The organism is Pseudoalteromonas sp. B62 (genome assembly GCF_037162565.1).
GTDB classification, from domain to species: domain Bacteria; phylum Pseudomonadota; class Gammaproteobacteria; order Enterobacterales; family Alteromonadaceae; genus Pseudoalteromonas; species Pseudoalteromonas fuliginea.
Map to the genome: position 1 here is coordinate 3,273,603 of NZ_JARLVB010000002.1, position 24,304 is coordinate 3,297,906.

Consider the following 24,304-nt stretch of genomic DNA (forward strand, 5'->3'; position numbering starts at 1 on the left):
TGAGGGATCCCCACTTTATCCAGCGGCCTCTTTTTGATAATTAAAAATAAAGTTTTTTAAACTTTTTTCTATATAGCTTTGTGTAATACGTCTCTTACATAGCTTTATGACTTGCTTGGCTAAGGTTAAAAATGAAAGAACTCGGCGATTCTTAACACTATTTGCTTGAAATTTTATATACCACTTTCTTTTTTCTGCTTCACACCCTATAAACCATAACGCAGTGCTCGCTATTGTGGCTATCAAGCATAATATTCCTATTCTATTTATGCCGGTGCTTTTACTAAAACGCCACGAAAAACCATATCTCAAACTTTTGTCATCGCGGAAATTTTGCTCTATTTGCATTCTTTTACTATATAAACCAACTACTCGCTTACTCGTCATTGTATTGTCTGATGTCGCGAGTAACCATGGCTCTTTCGCTAAGTTTTGATACATTTTTGTATCTTTCGTAAATCTGCTTTTTCCTTTTCTTCCTTTATTTTTTCCATGATATACGTGTAAAAATGCATCGCATGCTGTCGGGCTGGACTGAGTTAGTCTTGCTTGACCTAACGCCTTTGGTATATCGCTGGCACCAGCCCTAAGTTGTTTTAATGTATGCCATTGTGATTGCATGGCTAGTTTACACTTCATTGAGCCTCTTAATCGACCTATCATATGCCAACCAAGTTCGCGTACTTTACTATACCAAGGCGTAAGAAAGCCGCCGTCTGTTACAATATAGACACTAGGATGTCGTCCAAGCACTTCATAAAGTTCATCTAAAAACAGGCTGTTGGTTGCTGGGCTATCAAAATTCTTCTGCTCAACAATCATGTTATAAATCACGATAGAGCGCCCATCCACAAGTAAGCTTGCTCGCAGTAAGTGATAGTCGTGACCACAGGCACCGCTCCAGTCAACGGCAATTGCAAGCATTGGTAAAGAGTCGATAATAGGATGAGCTAATGCTTTATAGATAGCGACCCTTTCATTGTAGAGGTGAGTATTTTTTAAGAAGCGATCAACGCGTTTTATTTTATGTTTTACATCCACAGCGCCAGACAAATTTCTGCCGATTTCAGTTAAGGTAAGTTTATTGCCCGAAATTAATGCATTACTGCAGCTTAGTAATGTTTTTACTCTGGCATTATTGAATGGCGCTAATGCATGTTTAAAGTACTTATGGCAAACTGATGTGTCAGGCATAGCAGTTGTGACTTATGTGGGTTGTGGTGATTTACATAAGATCATAAATTGCTGTGCCTGTCACGTTTTGGGGATTCGTCAGCCCGAAGGGTTCTGCCTAGGTGCAATTTACTCTGTGTTACCTAAATGGATTTAGGTAAGGGGCGTGAGCAGGACACGGAAGCTTTGCTCGGTTTTTACTTATTCTTACATGGATGTAAGTCATTAGGGTAACGCAGAAGCAGTTACCGAGCCCACTAGGTTACAAACCTCACGCCGCGATTAAATCGCCCCTAGATTGAACACCTTCCTATACCTATATTTGAATGACTCTGCATTGTAGTTTTTCTCATCAAAATGCATTGCACTTTGCAAAAAAGAGCAATAACAACCGGACCCTTTTCTTTTAGAACTCATTAAATAATTATAAATCAATAGATTATAAATTTATGTGCCTTGGAATAATTCCTGCTATATCAAGTTAGGAAAATAAAACACAAAGGCATAACAATGAAAATAGTGTGTATAGGCGGCGGTCATGGATTAGCGCAGGTTTTAAGCGCAATTAAACCAATGTGTAATAATTTAACAGCAATTGTCGCAACAACTGATAACGGGGGAAGTACGGGAAAAATAAGGGAATCTCAAGAATGCATTGCTCTGGGTGATATTAGGCGCTGTTGTCTGCAACTTGCAGAAAATAGAAAGGCACTTAACTCAATTTATGAACACCGGTTTTCAGAAGGTGTGTTAGATGGTCATTGTTTAGGCAACTTAACGTTGTTGGGCTTAACTGAGCTCACCAAATCTCCCACCAAAGCTGTTGCTTACTTTAATGCAATACTTGGTAATTCAGAAACTGTTTTGCCTATGACAGAGATCCCTACAGATCTAATCGCCACCCTTAAAAATAATAAAGAGGTCTTTGGTGAGTGTGCTATTGATGCGTTAGACACATTACCAACAAAAGTGCATTTGTCTAAAAATGTGCCCGCAGCGCCAGGGTGCGTAAGTGCTATTTTGGAAGCCGATTTAATCATAATTGGTCCAGGCAGTATTATTACAAGTGTTATGCCTGCCTTTTTAGTAGAAGAGATCTCTTTAGCTATTCAAGAAACATCTGCCTGTCGTATTTTCATTGAGAACACAACACTAGAAAATAGCGTCATGAAACACACGTCAACTACTGGGATCGACTGGCTACAAGAGCACCTAGGTTTTAAAATATACGATTTAAGTATTTCACCTTCTGCAATTGAAGAGATTTTTAATGACAATAAAAATGCACTACAGTCCAGAGAACATTTGCACGATATTGACGAACTAAAAAACATATTCTCGGAGTTACTTAAAGTACCAATTCAGCTTTGTGAGCAATCTTGATTGCTTGCAATAATAAATGCCATTTCGTTGAATGTTTGCTTGCTTTGCACTTCGACTATTTCTAGAAGATTATGTAAATCCTTTTTTGAGTGCTCGGTTTTTATAAGTTCCTCAATATATTTACATGTATCACCTAGCGCTATCGCACCAAAGCTATAACAACTACTTTTGAGACTATGTGCGTTAATTTCTATCTCATCACGCTCATTTGAATTAAGTATTATCGCCATTGTTTTTTTTGATTCGTCGACAAAGAATTTTAGTAGTTCAACAGCTGTGTCGTCGCCAATATCATTCTTGAGCTGTTCTATTACCGCTAAATCTATCATATCTACCTTTTGGAGTTTATTATGAATTACCAAGTTATTTTGTTTGTTGACTCTTCCATGTTGGGGGGATTGAAACCCACATCGTTGAATTATCAAAACTACTGAGTAAAAATAATGTTCGTAGCTCAATTTTATTTTATAAAAATCATGGCAATCAAAAATTTTATGATTTATTGATTAAAGAAAACATAAGGTATGACTTTTTACAAGGGAAAATTAAAAACCTCGCTAATAAACTACTCAGTTATGATAACAACACTGTCGTTCATACGCATGGCTATAAGGCAGGTATATTAGGCCGATTAGTATGTAACATTATCAACAAACGCTGTATTAGCACATACCATGCTGGCGAAGTTGGGAATGGAAAAGTTAAATTTTATAATAAACTAGATCAATGGCTTTCATCGTTATCTATAAATTTTGCGGTCTCAAACAAAATAAAAAATACAATTAGCAATGTAAAATTACTTGAAAATTTTATCTCTTTACCAGCGCCTTCAAAACCGGTTATTCATACATCAACTATCAAGATTGGGTTTGTTGGCAGGCTTTCTTATGAAAAAGGACCAGATATATTTTTTCAATTAGCTGAAAACATGAAACAGTCTAACAATGTTGAATTTCACATTTTTGGTGACGGCCCTCTAAAAAATAAAATACCTGTTATAAATAACCTACATTATCATGGCTTAACTGAACGCAATAATATATGGAATCAAATAGATGTCTTACTTATTTGTTCTAGAGAAGAAGGCTTGCCTATGACATTATTAGAAGCAATGTCTCAGCATAAACTGGTTATAAGCAGTGCTGTTGGCGCTATACCAAGTATCATTAAAAATAACAAAACTGGTTTTTTAATGAGTGTTGGTGATGCTAAAGATTGTCAAAAAAGCATAGAGCAATTAATTGATTTCCCTCCCCAAGCAAAAGTTAACTTATTAAATGACGCATATAACATGCTAGAGGAGCGTTTCTCTGGTAAAAAACAATTTTTATTGCTTCACCAAGCGTATACAGGAAAATAAACTATTCATTTTCTTCCCAGCTTTTAATCTTTCGATAAAGTGTCGATGGGCTAACATCAAGTAGTGAAGCGGCTTTAGGTATATTTGATGAACATATTTTTATTACACGTTCAATATATTCTTTTTCAGCTAACCATAATGCTTTAACATCATTTTGTGTATTTGGTAAATCGTCAATTAATATATTCGCAGGTTTAGTTTGAATACTCATTGGCGCTGGTTCAATCGCTTTTTTTGAATTTTCAGGTAAAGCGGGAAGCATATCAATATCTATAAATGCCTCAGGATGGAGTACCAATACATTACGAATCACATTTTCTAACTGCCTTACATTACCAGGCCAACTATATTGCATAAGTAATTGCTTAACCCCCTGCCATGCCTTTATATGGATGACCTTCGTCTTTCGCTATTTTAACAAATAAAGCTTCAGCAATTTCTATAATATCTTGGCCGCGCCCTCTTAGTGGCGGTAATTCAATAGGTATAACATGTAATCTATAATATAAATCTTCTCTAAACCGGCCACTTTCCACTTCAACTAATGGATCTCTATTTGTTGCACACACAAATCTAACATCTACTTTTACAACTTTCTCACTGCCAACTTGTTGATAGCTACCTGTTTGTATAAAGCGAAGTAATTTACTTTGTAGGTTAATGTCCATTTCACAAAGTTCATCTAAAAACAATGTTCCACCATCGGCTTGACCTGCAGCGCCAACGCGATTCGCAATTGCCCCCGTAAAAGCACCTTTTAAATGACCAAAAATTTCACTCTCAATTAAATCTTTAGGGATAGCCGCGCAGTTTAGTGCAACAAAAGGTTTATCAGCGCGATTTGAAGCTTGATGAACTGCACGAGCACATAGCTCTTTTCCCGTACCACTTTCACCTGTAATAAATGCAGTGGCTTTACTGGCCGAAGCAGAACTTATAATTTGATAAACAGATTGCATCTGTTTTGAACTACCAATCAAATCAAAGTATTTTCCGTTTTCGTATTTGTTTTTGTATTGGCTAACCGTTTGTTTTAAGTTTTTAATTTTTAACGCATTATTAACTGTAATCCGAAAACGGTCGGCTTCTATTGGTTTTTCTAGGAAGTCACATGCACCTAGCTTTATTGACTGAATCGCTATTTCTTTTGTAGCATGGCCTGTTAATACAACAACTTGTGGACAGTTTTCTGGATCAAATGTAGCAAGGATGTCTAATCCATTCATATCCGGTAGCATTACGTCGAGCACGATTAGATCAGGCTGCACCTTATTAATAATCGCTATTGCAGTTGCACCATCACTTGCCACGAGTGTATTTACTCCTGTCGGTAATAAATATGATTGGTACATCATTGCAAGAGATTGAGTATCTTCGACAATTAACACTGTTGGTGGCATAGTTAATTCCTTGTTAGCAAGCCAAAAAGAAGCTGTGAATCTGTAATGATTTAACTATAAAAGGTTAATTAAAGCAAATTCAATTAATTACAATAAGCGAAGCATCATCAATTTCTTTTGAAAGCGTAACCTGTGAGTTTTCCCATAACGTGTTAGCAAACTCAGCATGAGCGTGTTTATCTAACGGTATAATCTTAGTTAATTCACATATTTCATCTTTATCGGTAAAGCGGTTTTCAGTCCAGCCATCCGTGTATAGTAAAATATGTTCAACGTTATCAAGCGCTGCTTCATAAAGTGTATAACTATGATCTTGAGCGAGACCAAGCAGTGGACCGGTGCCTTTTAATTGACAAATTTCGCCTGTTTTTCGCAAAACGACAGGTGGAGGATGACCTGCATTTAACCAATATATTTTATTATTTTTTAAGAAAAATATGACAAGCGTAACTAAACTAGATTTACATAGCTGTTGTTTATAGATCGCGTTATTTAAAGCCACTAACATTTTTTGATAAGGAAGACCGGTTGCCAAAAAGCCACTTATAAAACCTTTAATAGCAAAGCTTTCTTTTAATGCTTGTAATCCGTGTCCCATCATATCACCTAGAATAAAAGCACTGCATTCATCATTAATGGGCATAAAAAAATCACCGCCGTTACCCAAACTAATTGAACCAAAAATATGAGCGGTTTTCTCATCTTGTAAATGAATTTTAGAAGGCGCTGACTCAAAAGTAGTTTGATAAGACAAGTAAGCAAAACGATGAGTTACACGTTCGATGCTTTGTAGTAACTTATTTTTTTTAATCGGTTTAATTAAATAATCGTCAACACCTAAGCGATTTATTTTATGTATCACTTCATCACTGTCATCGCCAGTTAACATAACAACTGATAGTTGCGACTTTAAATTAGACTTATTAAGTTTTTCTAATAAGGGCTCACATGTCCCATTTTTTAATTTATGATCCAGTAATAAAATACTTGCGTCAGCGGTTAAAATTGCCTGCCATCCTGATTCTATACTTTCGCAGGCAATCACTTGAAATTTATCATTTAGATAAGCGCTCATGAGGGCAAGCTGAGTAACATCATCATCAACATAGATAATCGTTGGACGCCTATCTATTTGCTCTAAAGGGAATGAAAAAAGTTTTTGCCATTTTTCGTTATATAATCTGCGTCCTTAAAATAATAACGAATTAACTCAACTCCCATTCCTCCTTCAACGAGTTTTCCAGAGTCTATTTTCCACGATGAATTGTTGTTTTTAAAAAGGTTATATGGGGCTAGCTCATCAATGAATGTTAATATGTAGCTGTCGCTACTAGGCTGGCTAATACGTAATAAAATTTGATGCTCAGAACCTTGGTTGTGTCTAATTAGATTTGTTAAATACTCTGTAGTAACTAAGCCTGCGGCATCCACCTCATCCTTTTTTACATTGAGCGCTCTTAAAACGTGCTTTAGAATGAGGCGAATCTCAGTCAATGTTGGCCATAGTAGTTCAAAGCGTCTTTCAAATAATATATCCATTGCACCCTCAATGATGTTCAAACAACCATCTTTGTTTATTAATTCTTGCTTTAAGAGTAGTACATAACTTTGGCCACTTTGTCGTATGCTTTTCTAAAAGTTTAACTATACGCTCACCTAATGGCGCAAAATTATGTTGGCTTATCAATATTTTGATATTGCTATGCCCTGCTTGCTTTAATTCTCTCACACCTTTGCATAGCGACTCTTCATCGTTAACCCCCAGCCCCACGGTAACGAAGGTTAATTCACTGCATAAACTTAAGGAATGCAGTGGCACATTATTCCTGTTCAATTTTAACACCGGTGACATGTCAATTAATATATAATCGTATTCTTGCTTTAGCCGATCAACTGCGTCATTTAGTACATGTTTGTTCTTCGCCGGTTCAATCCTAGCTAGGTTTTTAATGGTTAATAAACTGATACCTTCATAATTAGTCACGCCTAATTGACAAGAAATATCATCAAAGCACCATGGTTTAGAAATTGTTGGTAACTTATCATCTGAGCAAAATGTATTGATTGGGTTTAAATCAATTATTAGTACTGATTTAAGTTGGCTTTGTAATCGCTTAGCAACACTAACACATGCACTAGATGACCCTTCTGAACCTGATAAAGAGATAAAAGTGATACAACGAGCTGAATTATCAATCATCATGTTACATATAACTTCCAGCTCATAATACTGTTTTGGTATCAATTTCATAAGCCCACCACTAATGCAAGAATAGTAATAACATCTAGAAAGTTATCTTTAAATTGACTAAGTAAATCCTGCCCTTTCTCTGGTATGTAAAGCGTATCCCCCGCTCTTAATACTGGAATATTTACTGAATTTGGTGATTTAATAAACGCCTCTAAATCAAATACACGAGACTGTTCTTTACAACATGAATGATTAACAACAACTATTTTATCTATCAATGCTGAGTTAGAAGGGCCGCCTGCTTCAGCTAATACATCTAAAATGGACATTGTATCGTCAAAATTGTATCGACCCGGTTTTTGCACAGCCCCCATTATACGTACTACCCGTTCTTTAGGTGTACGGAGCCAATCTTTGTCTTTTTCAGGTACAAATATGGTGTCTCCTGGTAATACATTAGGAAACAAAGTTTCATCGCCTGTTTCAAAGTACATGGCGAGATCTAATTTACTTACTTTAGCTCGATTACCATTACGGTGAGTGATTCTAATATTACGAATATCTGCCGTCGCTGTTGGGCCGTCTGCTGCAGCTAAAATATCAATAAAGTGCATGTTTTCGTTAAACGAGTAACGACCTGGCGAACCTATTTGCCCCATAATATAAATAGACTTACTCGACTCTTGGCGGATCCATTGGGATTTATTATCCGACGGATCAACTGGTAGCTCTTCAAATATAACTGTATCACCCGCAACTAAACTTGGCAGCGGTGTGTCACCATTAGTAATAGTATACTTTTCAAGATCAAAGCGTTGTGTAACATCACCATTACGCAGTATTTTTATATCATTGATATTAGCGCTTTTTGTAGGCCCCCCGGCATGAGCTATTAAGTCTGTAAAATCCATTTCATTACTCCATTCGTATCGACCTGGAGAATGTATGGCACCAATTATTTTGATAGCTCGTTTAGTCGGAATTTTAAGCCAGCTTTTTTCGTTAACATCTGTTTTTTCAGGTACAAAAATTACATCGCCAGGGTTTAAATCTGGTACTTTGGTCGTTACACTGCCTTCGCTATAACGCTGTAAATCAAATAAAATACTGTCACCTTCTGGTGTTAATATTTTGATATGGCGAGTTTCAGCAAATCGTGTTGGTCCGCCTGCATTGGCTAAAATATCTAAAAAGTTTGTGCTATCGGCCGCTTCGTACGCGCCTGGTTTTTGCACTTCTCCCATAATATAAACCGTACGTGACGTTGTGTTTACGTCATCAACCATAATAGGCACATACACTGTAGAACCAGGTTTTAGCAGTTGCATAGTGCTATTTGAGGGTTTATCTAGGTACCCTTTCAAATCAAAAATAACAGGTGTTTTATCAACAATGACTCTTATTTTAGTTACATCAGCATAACGAGTGACCCCTTCTGCGCGCATCAGTGCATCTAAAATACTCATATTTTCTTTAAAGGAAAAACTCCCTGGATTATGTACTTCACCTAAAATAGTTATCGCGCTGCTATCACTGGCATCCCCTGTTGCACTGAGTGTTTGCGCATCAAAGTCTATTTGCACATTACCAAGTAAAGGCGATACCGGCACAAACACAGTATCTTTGCTTTTTAGAGAAGGTAACAGGCTAATATTTCCTGTATCTAAATATGATTTATAATCAAATTCAATTACCTCATTACCACGCCTTATCTGTATTCTATCTAGCTGAGCACCGGGTTTTAAACCGTTTGCTTTAGAGATAACCATTTGAATATTGCCATCATCAGGAATACTCACTTGCGATGGTGTCACTACATAACCAAGTACATTAATAAGAATATCTCTGCTGTGGATCGCCACATAAAAATCATCCATTGCAACAAATAGTTCAGCAAGTACGGGGGTTAACTCACTTTCAATTTGCATAGTCGTTTTGTCAGCCACATTAAATTGGCCTATTTCTGGGAGGTTAATTTGTCCTCTTTTATCCACTTCAAACGTTGTATCAAATTCTGCTTCACCTGGAATATATAGAAAAAGCTTATTACCCACTTGCACTATGGCATTACTTTCATCAGAAGCTGAGTAAACATTGAATGATAAAATAAACACCGCAATCGCGAATATATATTTCATAGTTTACTCCTCTTTGCTTTTAATAATTTTTGTCCAATTAACAAGTGCTTTAGCGTTATCATCTTGCATATTATTATTGCTTGCATTGAGGACTATCGCTTCAACTCGCCTATCAGAATGGCGGACACTTTCCGTTGGGGATTGCTTGCTATAGGGCTTTAAGCTTCCTTGTGTAAGTGTGGTAATACTTTGAGTTTTAACACCATAAACGACGAGCCAATGTTTTACTGTTTCGGCTCTTTTTAATGCAAGCTCATAATTATTATTCCCTTCACCAACTGAATCAGTATGACCCATTAACAAAATTGAAATACTATCTAGTTGCTTAGCTAAATCAGCCGCTTGAGCAAGCCTTGCTGCATATTTAGGGGTTATTTCAAACGCATTAAATGCAAATTGATTATCACTATTTAGTAAATCCGCTACTTGTTTTTTAACACTAGATACAGTCGTTTCTGAAGTGGTATTAACTGCACAATGAGTGAGCTTTTGAACCGTATCAAAATGGTTTGTTAGTTGATTGAGCCCATGGTAGTGAATCAATAAGTCATGCTCTGCATCTTCCCACATTTGCGCAGCTATAAGCCTTCGAATACGATTTTCGTAAATTTGAGCTTTTAAAAGCTGTGCAGGCATACATGCTTTTATATCTTGTGACTTTAAAAGTTCTAATTTAAAAACAAGGTGTTCAAATTCACTTCTCACCACATCTTCGGGTTGTGTAAAGTTATTATCTGTTTGCTCATCATTTAATGGATAGTTTTGATATTTTTCGGCCCAACCCCTTGCCCCTCATCAGGCCAAGAAGCACACCCACTTAAAAGCAAGGTTATGATGAAAAAAATGTGTGCTTTCATATCGCTCTCCTTATCGTTAAAGCGAATCAATAAATGGAATGGTTTTATCCACTCTTAGAAGATTCATTAGCTTAAACGGCTGCCCAGTTACATTGAGTAATGACAATTTATGGCTTCTTTTTTCTATTCTTTTATAAAGAAAGACAATCGCGCCAATACCCGAAGAGTCAATAAACTCAGTCTTTGAAAAATCCAAGATAATAAAGTCTGTACCTGTATCAACTAGCTCTTCAAATTCATCTTTAAATCCATCAACAGTAAAACCTGAAAAGTCATTTGGAAGCGATACTATTTTATGTTCATTTCCACTGGTTAAATTTATCATCGTAGTTACCTATTAAATATTAAATTCAATATAACTATTACAAGAAACGAACCAACTTTAAGGTATTGATAATTAATATCTTTTAATTTAGCAGTGGGAGCGCTTGAGGATAGTAAAGCATAATGCAATTCCCTTTTAAAAGTAGGATTGCATTATGCAAAAATAATTATTGCCCTTTTCCAGTAAATACAACAACGAGTGTTTTCAAAAAAATAGTCAATTCCATATAAAACCAACTACGTGGAGATGATGTACTTAACATATAAGCATAATCCCAACCTATTTTTTTCCTTGCATCATCAATACTTTCATCATATCCATTCATTACTTGAGCAAGCCCCGATATACCTGGCTTTATACCGTAGGTACGCTGAGAGAAATAAGGAATATCTTTTTCAAGCTTGGAGTAAAATACAGGTCGCTCTGGTCGAGGACCAATGAGTGACATATCGCCTACCAGCACATTCCATAATTGAGGTAATTCATCTAAACGCGTTTTACGAATGAAACGCCCTATAGGTGTAATTCTAGGGTCATCCTTACTTGCCCATACCGCGCCACTTGCTACTTCAGCATCAACCACCATCGAGCGAAATTTAAGGACATTAAAAAGGGCAACAAAGTTATCATTACTCTCTCCCACTCTAAGTTGATTAAACAGTACCGGTCCACGTGAACTTACTTTAATTGTTGCAGCCACTAAAAGCATGATCGGAGACAGTAAAGTTAGTCCTACCACAGAGCCAACAATATCAATTATACGTTTTATAACTTTAATACTGACGTTTGGTTCAGCTTCTCTATCATGAACCCTTTCCCAGTGTTTTTTATAATCACCACGTTCAAATTTAATAATGCCCCATAACGCTAAAAAATAAGCATTAAGAATATAATTAACTTTATCAACGATAGGGATCTTGGCCTTAATGTTGAAGGTACTTTTAATCACAAAGAGACTATGGACGGCTACAATCACGCAACACAACAACTTAACTAACAATAAGTTCGAGAAAAATGCCATTGAAAACAGTAAAATATAAATTAAAGCAAGCAATATTGGCATTACGCCACGCAAAACTTTATGTGAAATAAAGTTAAAACTAACCCACCCTAATCTAGGATTGAATAGCTCAAATAATATTTTAATTTGTTGCCAATTGCCTGCTCCTAATCTCACTCTTCTAGCATAGTCATGGCTTTGCTCATCGCACTCTCTTTCAATAATGTTAATATCGCTATTTACGATCGCTTTGCCGCCATTTTTTAAGGCTTTCATAGACAATATAAAATCATCATTTATTGTATTTTCATCCAATATATCTGTGTATTTTGAACGAATAGCAAACATGGCTCCTGGCACACCAATCACCGCACCAAGTGATGATTCCATGCTTTTTACATTATTTTGATATTGCCAATAGTGTTGTTGCTCTGGGGTTGCGTGTTCATCTAGAACATAAACACCTGTAATGACCTTAATATCAGGATCTTTAAAATCAGTATCAATTTTATTTAATACATCAATACTTAATAAGGCACTCACATCGGTAAACAGCAAGACGTCGTAATTTGATTTAGTTAGTGTAATTAACTCGTTAATACCATGTGCTTTGCCTTGGTTTTGTTTATTATAATGCAAGTGGCACACTACGTTTTGCTGAGCAAGATGTGATTGAGCTAACATCGCTTCTTCGTATGTGTTATCTGTACATCCATCTAAATAAACATGAATGGCATAAAGCTCAGTGTTATAGAGCATAGCGCCGAGGTTATGTAATTTTTCTTTAATGTGTTCTTGCTCATTAAAAGCACACACCAAAATACCAAATCGATTATTTTTTCTTGTATTCCCCTCTGGGAATATACGTTTATGAGCCCGTCGACTAACCAACTTTAACAGCGCTAAATAGCCAACGTGATGGTACACAACGGTTACAATCAACACCATGAGAACAATTATTAAATAAGTCATGATTTTCCCCTTACGATGGTAAGCCATTATAAAAATGGTCGTACTCTTCACTCATTTTATTAGCATCAGCGATTGAAAAAATATGCTCCCTTATACATTCTCCCTGTTTCATATTAATCGCTTTAATAACCGCAAGTTTAAGCCCCATTTCATCGCCTGGTTTAACCAATACACCTTGCTTATGGGTTAATACTTCGCTGATCCCCCCAACATCAGTGGCAACAATAGCTTTACCACACGCCATAGATTCCAAAATTGATAGCGGTAACCCCTCTCTTTGTGAGTAAAGACACATTACATTGATTGCAGAGTAAAATAATTGCATGCTTTGTACATTGCCTAAAAAATGCACTCGCTCTGAAACACCCAATGAGCTAGCATAATCAACAAGTTTGCTGCGTAAGCTACCACTGCCAGCAAACACTAATTCGATGTTTGCTGGCAATGAAGATAAAACCCTTATAAGCGGAAAATGCCCTTTCCTAGCTCTAAACGAGCAGAACAACCAATCAAACTCACCTTTTTAGGTAAATTTAATTCATGCCGAGCGTCCAACTCATTGGTACTAAAAAACTGTTTAAAATCGACTCCATTTAGGATTGTTCTATCGGTTCTAATTGCTGTTTCGTTATAAAAATCCTTCGCCACAACTTGTGCATCCGCGACCCAGTGTATTTTTGTTAGCTTATTTAATAATTTAGTTATTAAACGTTGCTTAAAACTTTTTAAATACCACGCGTCATGGATAGTCGAAACGTGCTTTATCTGGCGATTTTTTAAACTTACAATACTTGCATAAAGCATTGGCCCTATATGATGGCTATGGATGACATCTATATTGTGTTTTTTTAAAAGAGCTGACAGTTTTCGGAACTGTATTTAGATCAAATTTTTCAGCCTTATTTAGGCAAATTAATCTGTGCTCAAACGCAGCTAGCTGCGGCCAGTCTCTAACTGCTTCACTAAAACTTCCTTCGAGTGAAACAAAAACACTCGTATCAGAAAATTGACTTTTTTGCATTAGTGTCGCGGCCATTTTCTCAAGGCCACCTATTTTGAAATGTTGAACCAAATGTAATACATTCATGTTATTTCCTCTGATCAATAGAGTTCACTGATGAATTGAAAACCAAATCCACAGGAGTATTTCTAACAATGGGTAAAATAGTCACGACCTCAAGAGCTGAGAGCTTCTCTATGGTTTGAATATCCTTAAGGTGGCTATCGAATAAAGTCGCAACAAACACTATTGTGCTACTTGTAAAGATACCTAAAATGATGCCTACAATAATTGATACGGCAAAAGATGTGTTGATAGGTTGTGTCGGGCTATATGCACGCTCGATGTTTTTTACTTTATCTGGGCCTTCATATTTAACTAACTTTCCTGTTACCTTCGCCATTTCGTAACGGCTTAACATATCTTTATATAATGATTGCTTAACATCGTAATCACGTTCTAATTTTCTTAATTGCTTTTCAATATCACTTGTCACTAAAAGTCTTTCGCTTACTGTATTAACTTGCTGTTCGAGCATGCTGTATTCTTGCTGGTGCTGAGTAACTGAGTTTTTTGCTTCTTCTAAATTAAGAATTTGAGAGACAAGTACACTGCTTTCGTTATCCCCGCCACTGGGTAAGGTATTGGCCATCTGCCAAAGCTGATCAAGGTTAGTAAGGTCAAGCTCTTTGCTACTTTCAATTAATGACTGTTGACGATTTCTTATACTTTGCATCTCTCTTTTTTTGAAATTACCTTACTGTGCTTTTCTGTATAACGTGTTTTTAAAAAGCTAAGTTCAGACTCTACTGCAATAATTTTTTCTTCAATACGTCCTAGGATTGGATTGGCTTGTCCCATTTTTGTTGTCAACGCTTTAAGTTTGGCTTGCGCACCCGATAAAACGATAGATTTTTGCTGTTGGTCACTCAATAACTTATCGAATGTTTGTCGGTTACTGTGTAAAACGGCAGGCAGAGTGTTACTATTTTTAGTTTTGAACATAGCCAGTGATTCTTCCGATACCTCAAGCTCATCCCGAAGACTGACTAGTTGCTGATAAAAAAACTGTTCCGATGTATCAAGTGATGCTCTTGTTGGGGCTAATAAACTTTCAATAAATTTTTCGACCACTTTCTCCAACACCATCTTCATTTTTGTCTGGTCATGCCATATGAAGTTCACACGAACAAGTTCATCGCCAACAAGTGATAAAGAAAGTGCTTGAGAAAGCTCTTGGTGGATTTTTTCTATCTCAGCTGAGGTAGCCGTTTCAGAAATTAAGCCTGTTTCTTTTGCTACAGCTATTAGTACTTTTCGGCTAATTACAAGTGTTCTAAGTGCCGCCATTCGATTTGATAAATCGAAAGAAAAGATAAATCATCCAGGTATGGATTAAGTAACGAAGACTCTTCTATTAAAATAGTTGCATGGTTTGTGTATTGCTTTTGCGCAGTCACAGCCAAGATAATCACGACTGAAGGAACAATCAAAAGTGGTAAAATGAATAGCTTTGCCCTTGTATAAACACTATACAAGGTTAAATAAAGTAACCTTTTTATTTGCTCTCTTACTAACATAAACCCTACCTATACATTTGCATATTGCTATGCGAAATTTAGCTGCTATTTGCATAATAAAAATTTAAGCTGCAAATAGCGTACTTTAAGAAGGTAGTTGCACAGGCTGCGCCAAGATTATCGTTTACTGCCTAAGGCGCTTTATTTAACATTAAAATATCATGTTGAACGAGCAATGCTTTTGACTCCCAACTATGATCTTTAGCGATGTCCTGTTGCGCTGATTTAAGAGAGCTTAACTGTTCTTTATCTAAGGCAATTGCCTGATCTATTTTATTTATAAAATCGAATTGATTTTTTGCTATGTAAATATTCGACTTATAACGTGTTACGGCTGGAAAGTCCGTGGCAACAATCGGGCTTCCTGCGGCTAAATACTCTTTTAACTTTAACGGATCACATGCTCTAATTTGCTCATTATTTACAAATGGTAAAATAGACACATCCCAATGTGCCGAAAACTCCACTAAACGCTCGTGATCAACAGCTGGCACATGTGTAACGTTTTTAAACTGCATTAGCTCAGATGTGCAAGCAACAATATCTCCGACCAAAAGCAGTTGATAATTTGGTCGCTCCGCAACAAGCGCTGTTAATAAACTGATATCTAACCACTGATTAATACTTCCATAAAACCCAATTACTGGTCCATTTAAAACATCTATTTCTGGGGCTCTCTTTACATCAGACGTAAATAAATCATAACTCACACCATGGGGAAGTAGCTTTGTTTTATGAGCCGGCATTTTATTGTTTAAAAAATCACTCACAACATAAATTAGGTCGGCTTTCTTAATTAAATTTTTCTCAAAGGATGACACTAAATTAGGATCGACACCTGCCAATGCATTAAAATCGTCACCACAGTAGTAAATAAGGGTGTCTTGTGCTTTTTTAGTGAAAAAGTATTCTGCGGTAGGCACACTTAACCAATACGTTAACGGGCCATTACTTTGAATATCTTTAAAATAAAAAGAAAAAACCCACCTATTATAACGCCTCACAAAGCGATTATCGTGCCATGGCAAGACTGGTAATCGGTAAACTTGCATCGTCGAAGGTGTTTTAATTACCGTGTTTTCAGGTTTACTAAAAAGCTGCTTAAACTTTCCCCAAACTCGTTTTATATCGTGTAATTTAAAGCGAGGTTTTCGCATACCTATTGAGTTAACCCAATGTATTTCATGATTTTTAGCCAATTGATAAAATAAATGTTGCGTACTACTCGGGTGACTTGCCCAATCTTCGCCAAAAACGATAAATTTCATATTATTATTCCTTGATGTGTTTGACCACTTTAGCTGGATTACCTGCTGCAATAGTAAAAGGCGGAATGTTTTTCGTAACAACGCTTCCTGCGCCTATAATTGCCCCCTCGCCTATAGTAACGCCAGCAAGAACAGTCACTCCAGTACCAAGCCACGCACCACGTTTAATAGTAATGTCGCCAATTTGAGACTCATCATCACTCTCCCCAAGTGCTCTTCGTTCACAATTAACTGGATGGCCAGGAAAACCAGCTAAAAAAATACGTCCCGCGAGCCGCACATCATCCTCTAACGTAATATTTCGACCTACCGAAAATGCATTCTGCCAACCTATATCTACATTATTACCAATAACTAAAGTTGGCGTGTTAACGCTACCCATCCGCCCACAAAAAGTTGTGATACCCGACATCCGTACATTATCGCTGCACTCAATTTTAAGCTCCCCTAAAACTTGTGGCATACCTGAGTAAAGAAACAACTGTTTTTTACTCCCTTTTATCTGACTTTTAAACAGTGGGGTGTAATAAAGTATTCTTAGTAATTCATGGGAAAATGTTTTTAAAAATTGATGTAGGTAATAGAATCCAGAGTGAAATAACGGAATAACCACCATTTGTGGATTGCGAAGATAAGTTGCAAAATAAAACAGCGATTTCGCAACAGGATGAGGGCTATTCTTAAGCCAGTATTTAAAATGTATTAACATACGACGATTCCTTATTGCTTTGTATTGTGAGCTTTTCTAGCGCAATTGTTAGTGCCAGAATAATATATAAAGGCCAAGTAAATGCTTGTGTTAGGAATGTACCAGCAACCATAAACCCAATAATGCCAGCCTTTAATGCATTAGCATTAACAACAACTTGGTGGTTGTAGTTAAGTTTATTAATGCAATAAACTCTCGAAAGACTTCGGTAAATACTGGCAATTAAAACCAGGAATATACATATTCCAACAAAACCTGTTTCACCTAAAACCTGAAACCAGGTGCTATGTACTGCATGATTCTTGCCATCCCAATGAGGACTGTAAAAGTAATAATTTACAAAAAAGTTATCTACACCAACGCCTGTTAAGGGGTTCGACAGCGCCATATTAATTGCCGCTTGCCACGCGTATATTCGACCCATTGCAGATTCATCAACCCCATCTTCTGCAGCTCCACCGCTTTGCCTGTCGCTTATACCAGCAAAAACCATCATAGCTAACATCGCAACACCTGCACACATTGCAACAACGACAGGATTTTTTACTTTTTGATATAAAAAGAAGCTTAAGATAGCCGCAATTCCTAATACCCCACCGCGACTTTGCGTAGCAATAACACCAGAAATAGTAAAAATTAAACCGATTGCTGCAAATATTCGACGGTATTTATTAACTTGTGAATTGAATAACTCAGCGGCTAAAAAAGAAACGGGAAACATTAACACTAAAGATAAATCGTTTGGATCACCCAGTTGTGAGCGATACTCACGAGAAATAGTCACCCGAGTACCTTCAATTAGACCAATGCCATTAATTTTGTTGTTTAAAGCAACCAATGCAACAGCAACACCAGAGATCATGATCCCCATGCGAACAAAACTAAAATGAGAGAACCGTGTTAGCCACCAGCTGATAGCAAACACCATAATAAATACCTTAACCAGTACCCCTATCCAATACTCTATTGCCAGCCCTTTGTTTGTTGCACTAAACACACACACCGTAAGCCAAGCAAACCAAATAACAAAAATCAGATGTGTTGAGCTCCAATGTGGCTTTAAGGTTTTTGAAATAAACAAATGCCATGTAATTCCTAACAGCGAGGCGAGCGCCAACATTTTAGGTATTTTGAGGGGCATTAAAAAAACAAAGGCTTCGTGTAATCTAAAATAACTAAATAGAATAAAAAAATAATAAATACAGTACTTATCTTAACCGCTAAGTATCCTGCAAATGGCAGCAGTAATAATGCAAATGCAGCAATAGGACCAAATAAAATATACAGCACAAGCGTTAGCGCTGTAATAAGCATCCCATTTATAATTAAACAATGTTTTTTATACCAATTAATCATGCACTCTGCCCTTCAATATGTGATGAATGACATTGCTAATTATTTGATTATATTTATGACAAAGGATCATTAAAAAACAGATAAATGTGATGAGTTGGCAGATTACATATTGTGGAAAGTCAAAAGCACTCATCATATAAATGACTAAAAAACATCCCCAGCTCGGCACAAGGTTTTTTACACTAAACGACAAATATTCAAGCTTTTGACTTATAACAAAAAAAGTATTGCTTTTAATAACTGGGCTGCCATTAAAGCAATAACAGCACCCAGTACAGCTAATTCAGACACCAAAAGAAAAGCAGTATCAGTGCTGTTAAAGCACTAATAACATTCACTACAGTGACAAAAAAACCGTTGAATTTGGTATAACAACCAATATTTAATAAATCACTGTGGTGTCTTAGTACCACAATCACAATTAAACTCGGTAACAGCCATATATTTAATTGATAGCTATCGGGTAATACTACGACTAAAAGATGAGGCGCCACTATCGTCATAGACGCACAAAGTAATATGCCAATATCCAAACTAAGTTCGCATAAAAACACATAACGAGTACGATCTTGTGCTAACTCATTAAAACGACGAGAAAACCACCACATTCTAATCGGTTCAAAAGTAAACGACGCCATTAATGCAAACTGCACTGCAACGTAGTATTGAGCTAGTTTTTCTTTACCTACACTTGCTACAATAAACCAGTTTTCAGCACCGTTATTTGCGTATACAAACAATGAAGAGATAATAATGCTTAATAAAAACAGACTATTTTTATAGCTAATATTCCAAGGAATATATTTAAAGCCGATGCTAATCTGCTGAAAAACAACCGATAATGCTATAAATAATACACAAGCACTCGATACAACACCCGACACCATCACACCGGTTACCCCATAGCCTAAATAAAGCAATACAAGCGTACACACAGTTTGAACAATGCCCTGTAGTATAGCTAAAATACAAAACTGCTTAGCCATCTCGTAGTATCTAAAGTAACAAATAAAATTGAAAGCAGCGATGATAGTGCTAAATTAACAGCCAACAGTTTTATATCTATCAAAGTTAATGAAACAGGCAGTAACGCGCTAAACGGCTCTGCAAAGTAAACACATACACACACAAAGATACTGCTGAAAAAACCACATAAAATAAATGCATCTCTAAATAATGCACGCTTTTTTGAGGGTTGTTTATTTGTTGCTTAAAAGTAATTCCGGTAAGCCTAAACATAAAAGTAACGACATAACCGCTGATATTGACACTAAAAAAGTTAGCTCACCAAACTCAGTTTGACTCAAAATACGTGTAGAAATAGGTAATAAAGCAAACCCCAGCACTTTAAGTGATAAGGTAGATAAACCAAAATATGCAATTTGCTTAATTCCATTCATAGTTTCACCTACACAGTTTGAATCCAGTTAGATAGCTTTTTAGCTTGCGAATTTGCATCAAACTTTTTAGTCACTAACTTTTTAGCATTTAGTCCTTTTGCGTATCTTTCATACGGACTAAGATCACAAAACTCAGTTAAAATTCTTTCGAGACCGCCAATACTAGAAGGCTCACATTTAAACCCAACGGAGTCATTAACAATTTCTTTTGCTCCCATCAGTTCTGTCGTTAATACAGGAATGCCACTGGCCATCGCCTCTTTTAAAACCACAGGACCGGTATCGCGGTCACCATTACTAGACACACAAAAAGGAGCCACTAAGGCAGAGTAATCACTGGTGTTTTTTGCTAGCCATGTGGGGCTTTTTACACCTAAAAACTTAACTTCAGTAACAATATTAAGTTCTTCACATAAATAAATTAGATCATTTAATAAAGGCCCTTCCCCTACAATATCTAGCGAAATAGAGTATTTTTTATTTAACTTTTGTATTGCTGGTAATAGAAATTGCAGACCTTTTTTTCAACTAATCGCCCTACAAATAAGAGCTTTACTGACTCATTTAGACGACTTGGTTTGGCGTTAAACATACTTAAATCGATACCACAGTGCAGTAATTGAACCTTACCTGCGCTGTAATTATTTAGCTTTATCTGCATGTCTTTACATACCGCAACTGAGAAATCACACAGTGATAATTTAAGTTTTAAATCAGAATCGTTCACGTAAACATCGTGACCGTGCCCTATTGAGGACACGCTAACACCTGCAATTTTACTGGCAACTATTGAATATGTGAGCGGGGCATGCATGAAATGGCAATGGATATGAGAGATTTTACGAGAATGAATTATCTCAGCAATATTCAGTCCATAACCCATTAGCGATACAAGAGAGATAGCGCTAAATTTACTGGCCAATATGCTACTTTTAAGTGCCATAACAGGGTGTTGTAATGCAAAACTAATAGCAGACTGAGTCGATTTTTTTATAACAATAATACGAACGCTATTATCTAAATTGATGCACTCATTCAAGTTTTCGAACGTCAGCACACTTACTTTATGTCCTGCTTTAACTAAAGCATTGATTTCAGTAACGACAAACGTTTCTGATGGAATGTGAAAGCTGGGGACAACAATACCAATATGTTTCATTTTAAAAACTCCAGATAAACTTAATGTTACTTCGCAAGAACTATGCCCTGCAAAAAACGGCTTAAATGAGCATTAAAAAATCAATATGCGAAGATAAATCGCAATATGCAAACCATTAAACAAAAAATCGCCCCGAAGCGTATTAAAATCGTTGGCGCTTATCTTGCGTAGTCTAACTACCTGAGAAAATGAAGGTTACTTAATATGAGCATTGAAGTAAGCGTTATTATTCCTAATTACAACTGTAAACCCTATTTAGCAAAGGCAATATCAAGCATTGTTAGACAAGAGAATATTAGCTACGAAATACTCGTCGTCGATGATGGTTCAACTGACGGCAGTGTCGAATGGTTAGAAAATCTTCAAAAAACACTGCCTGAAATTAGAGTCATTGCACAACCAAATACAGGGGTTGTAAAAGCGAGAAACAGAGCAATATCTGAGGCTAAAGGCGATTACATTGCCTTTTTAGATGCCGATGATTACTGGACAGACGACAAGTTATCCAATCAAATTAACTATATGAAACAAAATAGTGACTGTGTTTTAAGTTTTACTAATTACATGCATGTAAATGAAAAATATGAACCAATTATTGATTGTTTCTCTTATTGGCCGGAGTTCTCAAAATTTATAGATAAAAATAGCACAGGGTATCAAAATCTTAAATCACCTATGGACTTACTCCTATTTGCTAATGTGATAGGCACGTCTTCTGTGATGGTAAAAAAATCAGCAATCAGCTTCGTTGGAAAATTTGATACTTCACTCAATAGCGCAAGTGATTGGGATTGCTGGTTAAAATTAGCTCGAATTGGTGATGTTGCATTTTCACTTCAAACATCAATGGGCTATTTAATGAGGGCAGACTCAATCACAGCAAATAGAAAAAATAGACTTAATGCAATGAAAGTAATCATTTCTCGATGTAAAAACGATACTGGATTTGATACAAAGCTTAAAGCTAAAGCGAGAATGTTAGAGTGTTATGGTGAGTACTACAGGGAAATCGGGCTTAAATTTAAAGCCTTACGTATTACTGCGGCTGCTTTTATGTTATTTCCTCACAAACGAAATTTTCAGCACCTATTACATGATATAAAACAGACGATTAAGCCATCGTGAGCAATTTTTATATACCTAAGCCCATTAAATAGCTTACGCAAACCGACTTTTAAAGGCTCAGCATAAAATCCTGAGCCTTTAAGGTGTACTAGCTCAGACTTGATCTGACAGTTACCCATTTTTCTAATGGTGACTGTTAGTTTAGATTTGAGCTAAATTCTTTTCTGCCCAAACCGTTTTTCCATCCAGTAATGTTTCAAGTGGTGTTCGACCGCAACATACTTTTCCTTGATGAGTCCGATCATTGTTGTAGTAATCCATCCATTCGTCCAGATCTTTTTGTAGTTTTTCCATTGAATCGTACAACTTTTTGCGGAATGTGATTTGATAGAACTCGTTCAAAATCGTCTTATGGAAACGCTCACAGATACCATTTGTTTGCGGGGACATTGCTTTCGTTTTTGTATGGTCGATGTCGTTAATTGCCAAATATAGCTGATAATCATGATGCTCAACTCGCCCGCAATACTCAGTTCCTCGGTCAGTTAATATTCTAAGCATAGGCAATTTGTGACCTTCGAAATAAGGCAATACTTTATCATTGAGCATGTCAGCCGCTGTAATTGGCGTTTTCGTTGTGTAGAGCTTCGCAAAGGCGACTTTACTGTAGGTATCCACAAAGGTTTGTTGATAGATACGACCAACACCTTTAAGGTTACCAACATAAAATGTGTCTTGTGAGCCAAGATAACCGGGATGCGCTGTTTCAATTTCACCACAGGCTTCATCGTCATGTTTTTTCTTTTCTAGCGCAGCAACTTGAGCGTCAGATAAAATAATGCCTTCATTAGCGACTTTGTTTTCCAATGCTTTCAATCGTTTTTTGAAGTTTTCTAAATCGTGACGCAACCAGATTGAACGAACACCACTACCTGAGACAAACACGCCTAACTTACGAAGCTCATTGCTGGTTCTATGTTGACCGTGAGCAGGATAGTCAACTGCATAGTTAATGACGGCTTGCTCTGTTTCTTCGTCAACGCGATTCTTTATATTTGGTGTACGGCGGTTCTTTTCGATTAATGCATCAATACCACCTTCATTAACGAGTTCTTGATAACGATAAAATGTATCTCGTGATACGCCCATGACTTTACAGGCTCTTGATACATTGCCTAGTTCTTCGGCAAGGTTAAGTAAACCAGCTTTGTGTTTTATGATTGGATTGTTAGTATGCAACATGAGAGTTACCTTTTTGTTTGTTTTGATTTAAAGATTCGACACCTTTATCAAAACGGGTAACTCTCACTTTTTCAAGTTGAATTGTCAGATCTTGTCTGAACTAATACATTTAAGGTTAATCAATAATTAAATCATAACTAAGCATTCTATGATCACTGCCTTTAAAGTCACTCACTGTTAATCTTTGCAAATTAATGCCTTCACTCATTATACAATGATCTATGGCTAAGCCTGTAAAAATAGATCGCCCACGTTCAAAAGGCATAAAGCTCACATACCGCTCACTTTCTCCGTAACACGTTTTACTATCATCCCAATTAAAGTATTGAGACCAAGGGACAATATTTAAGTCACCAGCGATTACCCAAACGCCCTTTTCATTATGTGCTGCCGTGTTTAGTGCTGCTAATAACGTATTTCTATTTTGCCAATGTTGTCTTGACCGTGGGGAAGGAGGATGAGCTACAAAAACCGTGACAATGCGATCTATAAATAAAAACTTCAATTTAATGTAACCTAATCTATCAGCATCCAGTTTAACTTGATGCTTATACACCATAGGTATTCGTGATAAAACAACTATGCCATAGGGAATTCCTTCTATCTCTTCATAGCCAAACATATCAGTTGTACTTAAAAATTGATTCAGTAAATTACGATTTTTGTCGCTGAATTCTTGTAAAATCAACACATCCCATTTTTTTGCAACAACGTTGCTAAATGAGT

General features: G+C 36.5%; 23 protein-coding genes and 3 pseudogenes. 3 read left to right on the forward strand and 23 right to left on the reverse strand.

Translation table 11 applies throughout. The annotated features are described in order from the left end of the window. Positions 1–15 precede the first annotated feature (15 nt). Positions 16–1,194, reverse strand: coding sequence for an IS4 family transposase (locus tag P4S71_RS19280; RefSeq protein WP_337151312.1), 1,179 nt, complete (start codon positions 1,192–1,194; stop codon positions 16–18). A gap of 489 nt (positions 1,195–1,683) precedes the next feature. Between P4S71_RS19280 and P4S71_RS19285 the strand changes: the two genes are divergently transcribed. Further along, positions 1,684–2,556, forward strand: coding sequence for a gluconeogenesis factor YvcK family protein (locus P4S71_RS19285; RefSeq protein ID WP_033037793.1), 873 nt, complete (start codon positions 1,684–1,686; stop codon positions 2,554–2,556). On the opposite strand, the gene P4S71_RS19290 is transcribed toward P4S71_RS19285, so the two are convergent. Next, complete coding sequence (locus tag P4S71_RS19290; protein WP_007375197.1) at positions 2,535–2,885, reverse strand: Hpt domain-containing protein; 351 nt, start codon at positions 2,883–2,885, stop codon at positions 2,535–2,537. The genes P4S71_RS19285 and P4S71_RS19290 overlap by 22 nt on opposite strands. A 101-nt stretch (positions 2,886–2,986) precedes the next feature. Here P4S71_RS19290 and P4S71_RS19295 point away from each other — a divergent pair, with 101 nt between their 5' ends. Next, positions 2,987–3,916 carry a glycosyltransferase gene (locus tag P4S71_RS19295; RefSeq protein WP_337151651.1) on the forward strand — a complete coding sequence of 310 codons (930 nt, stop codon included), beginning with the start codon at positions 2,987–2,989 and terminating at the stop codon, positions 3,914–3,916. A gap of 1 nt (position 3,917) precedes the next feature. Here the strand turns inward: P4S71_RS19295 and P4S71_RS19300 are convergent. From P4S71_RS19300 to P4S71_RS19390, 19 genes and pseudogenes are all read right to left on the reverse strand, one after another. Further along, positions 3,918–5,316 (reverse strand): annotated as a pseudogene (locus P4S71_RS19300) (sigma-54-dependent transcriptional regulator). Between the two features lie 79 nt (positions 5,317–5,395). Continuing rightward, entirely contained in the window at positions 5,396–6,391 is a 996-nt protein-coding gene (locus P4S71_RS19305) for a SpoIIE family protein phosphatase (protein ID WP_337151313.1), read from the reverse strand. Between the two features lie 62 nt (positions 6,392–6,453). Continuing rightward, entirely contained in the window at positions 6,454–6,876 is a 423-nt protein-coding gene (locus tag P4S71_RS19310) for an ATP-binding protein (protein ID WP_337120480.1), read from the reverse strand. Then, the gene (locus tag P4S71_RS19315) at positions 6,863–7,567 is read right to left on the reverse strand and encodes a ParA family protein (RefSeq protein WP_007375201.1); all 705 of its coding nucleotides are present in this window, start codon (positions 7,565–7,567) and stop codon (positions 6,863–6,865) included. The genes P4S71_RS19310 and P4S71_RS19315 overlap by 14 nt, the downstream gene beginning before the upstream one ends. Next, a complete protein-coding gene (locus P4S71_RS19320) occupies positions 7,564–9,645 on the reverse strand; it encodes an SLBB domain-containing protein (protein ID WP_337151314.1) in 2,082 nt (693 codons plus the stop codon). The genes P4S71_RS19315 and P4S71_RS19320 overlap by 4 nt, the downstream gene beginning before the upstream one ends. 3 nt (positions 9,646–9,648) lie before the next feature. Beyond that, complete coding sequence (locus P4S71_RS19325; RefSeq protein WP_337151315.1) at positions 9,649–10,350, reverse strand: OmpA family protein; 702 nt, start codon at positions 10,348–10,350, stop codon at positions 9,649–9,651. 168 nt (positions 10,351–10,518) lie between these two features. Next, entirely contained in the window at positions 10,519–10,827 is a 309-nt protein-coding gene (locus tag P4S71_RS19330; RefSeq protein WP_337151316.1) for an STAS domain-containing protein, read from the reverse strand. 166 nt (positions 10,828–10,993) lie between these two features. Beyond that, positions 10,994–12,799 carry a sugar transferase gene (locus tag P4S71_RS19335; RefSeq protein ID WP_337151317.1) on the reverse strand — a complete coding sequence of 602 codons (1,806 nt, stop codon included), beginning with the start codon at positions 12,797–12,799 and terminating at the stop codon, positions 10,994–10,996. A 10-nt stretch (positions 12,800–12,809) separates the two neighbouring features. Continuing rightward, positions 12,810–13,244, reverse strand: coding sequence for a glycosyltransferase (locus P4S71_RS19340; protein ID WP_337151318.1), 435 nt, complete (start codon positions 13,242–13,244; stop codon positions 12,810–12,812). A 14-nt stretch (positions 13,245–13,258) separates the two neighbouring features. Further along, complete coding sequence (locus P4S71_RS19345; protein WP_337151652.1) at positions 13,259–13,678, reverse strand: glycosyltransferase; 420 nt, start codon at positions 13,676–13,678, stop codon at positions 13,259–13,261. Then, the gene (locus P4S71_RS19350) at positions 13,620–13,886 is read right to left on the reverse strand and encodes a hypothetical protein (RefSeq protein ID WP_337151319.1); all 267 of its coding nucleotides are present in this window, start codon (positions 13,884–13,886) and stop codon (positions 13,620–13,622) included. The genes P4S71_RS19345 and P4S71_RS19350 overlap by 59 nt, the downstream gene beginning before the upstream one ends. 1 nt (position 13,887) lies before the next feature. Next, a pseudogene (locus tag P4S71_RS19355) lies at positions 13,888–15,379 on the reverse strand (GumC family protein). A gap of 131 nt (positions 15,380–15,510) precedes the next feature. Then, entirely contained in the window at positions 15,511–16,647 is a 1,137-nt protein-coding gene (locus P4S71_RS19360; RefSeq protein ID WP_337151320.1) for a glycosyltransferase, read from the reverse strand. A 4-nt stretch (positions 16,648–16,651) separates the two neighbouring features. After that, positions 16,652–17,356, reverse strand: a complete 705-nt coding sequence (locus P4S71_RS19365; RefSeq protein ID WP_337151321.1) for an acyltransferase — start codon at positions 17,354–17,356, stop codon at positions 16,652–16,654. Beyond that, a pseudogene (locus P4S71_RS19370) lies at positions 17,340–18,712 on the reverse strand (O-antigen ligase family protein). Before P4S71_RS19370 ends, P4S71_RS19365 begins: the two are co-directional and overlap by 17 nt. A gap of 278 nt (positions 18,713–18,990) precedes the next feature. Continuing rightward, entirely contained in the window at positions 18,991–19,698 is a 708-nt protein-coding gene (locus P4S71_RS19375) for a hypothetical protein (RefSeq protein WP_337151322.1), read from the reverse strand. A 213-nt stretch (positions 19,699–19,911) separates the two neighbouring features. Further along, complete coding sequence (locus tag P4S71_RS19380; protein WP_337151323.1) at positions 19,912–20,112, reverse strand: oligosaccharide flippase family protein; 201 nt, start codon at positions 20,110–20,112, stop codon at positions 19,912–19,914. Between the two features lie 8 nt (positions 20,113–20,120). Beyond that, positions 20,121–20,627, reverse strand: a complete 507-nt coding sequence (locus P4S71_RS19385) for a glycosyltransferase (RefSeq protein ID WP_337151653.1) — start codon at positions 20,625–20,627, stop codon at positions 20,121–20,123. Beyond that, on the reverse strand, positions 20,594–21,271 hold the full coding sequence (locus P4S71_RS19390) for a hypothetical protein (RefSeq protein ID WP_337151324.1): 678 nt from the start codon (positions 21,269–21,271) through the stop codon (positions 20,594–20,596). The genes P4S71_RS19385 and P4S71_RS19390 overlap by 34 nt, the downstream gene beginning before the upstream one ends. Positions 21,272–21,475: 204 nt before the next feature. Between P4S71_RS19390 and P4S71_RS19395 the strand changes: the two genes are divergently transcribed. Further along, positions 21,476–22,396, forward strand: a complete 921-nt coding sequence (locus P4S71_RS19395; RefSeq protein ID WP_337151325.1) for a glycosyltransferase family 2 protein — start codon at positions 21,476–21,478, stop codon at positions 22,394–22,396. Positions 22,397–22,537: 141 nt separating this feature from the next. Here the strand turns inward: P4S71_RS19395 and P4S71_RS19400 are convergent, their stop codons facing one another. Beyond that, the gene (locus tag P4S71_RS19400; protein ID WP_337149778.1) at positions 22,538–23,578 is read right to left on the reverse strand and encodes an IS481 family transposase; all 1,041 of its coding nucleotides are present in this window, start codon (positions 23,576–23,578) and stop codon (positions 22,538–22,540) included. A 115-nt stretch (positions 23,579–23,693) separates the two neighbouring features. Further along, positions 23,694–24,266 carry an endonuclease/exonuclease/phosphatase family protein gene (locus tag P4S71_RS19405; RefSeq protein WP_337151326.1) on the reverse strand — a complete coding sequence of 191 codons (573 nt, stop codon included), beginning with the start codon at positions 24,264–24,266 and terminating at the stop codon, positions 23,694–23,696. Positions 24,267–24,304: the final 38 nt, after the last annotated feature.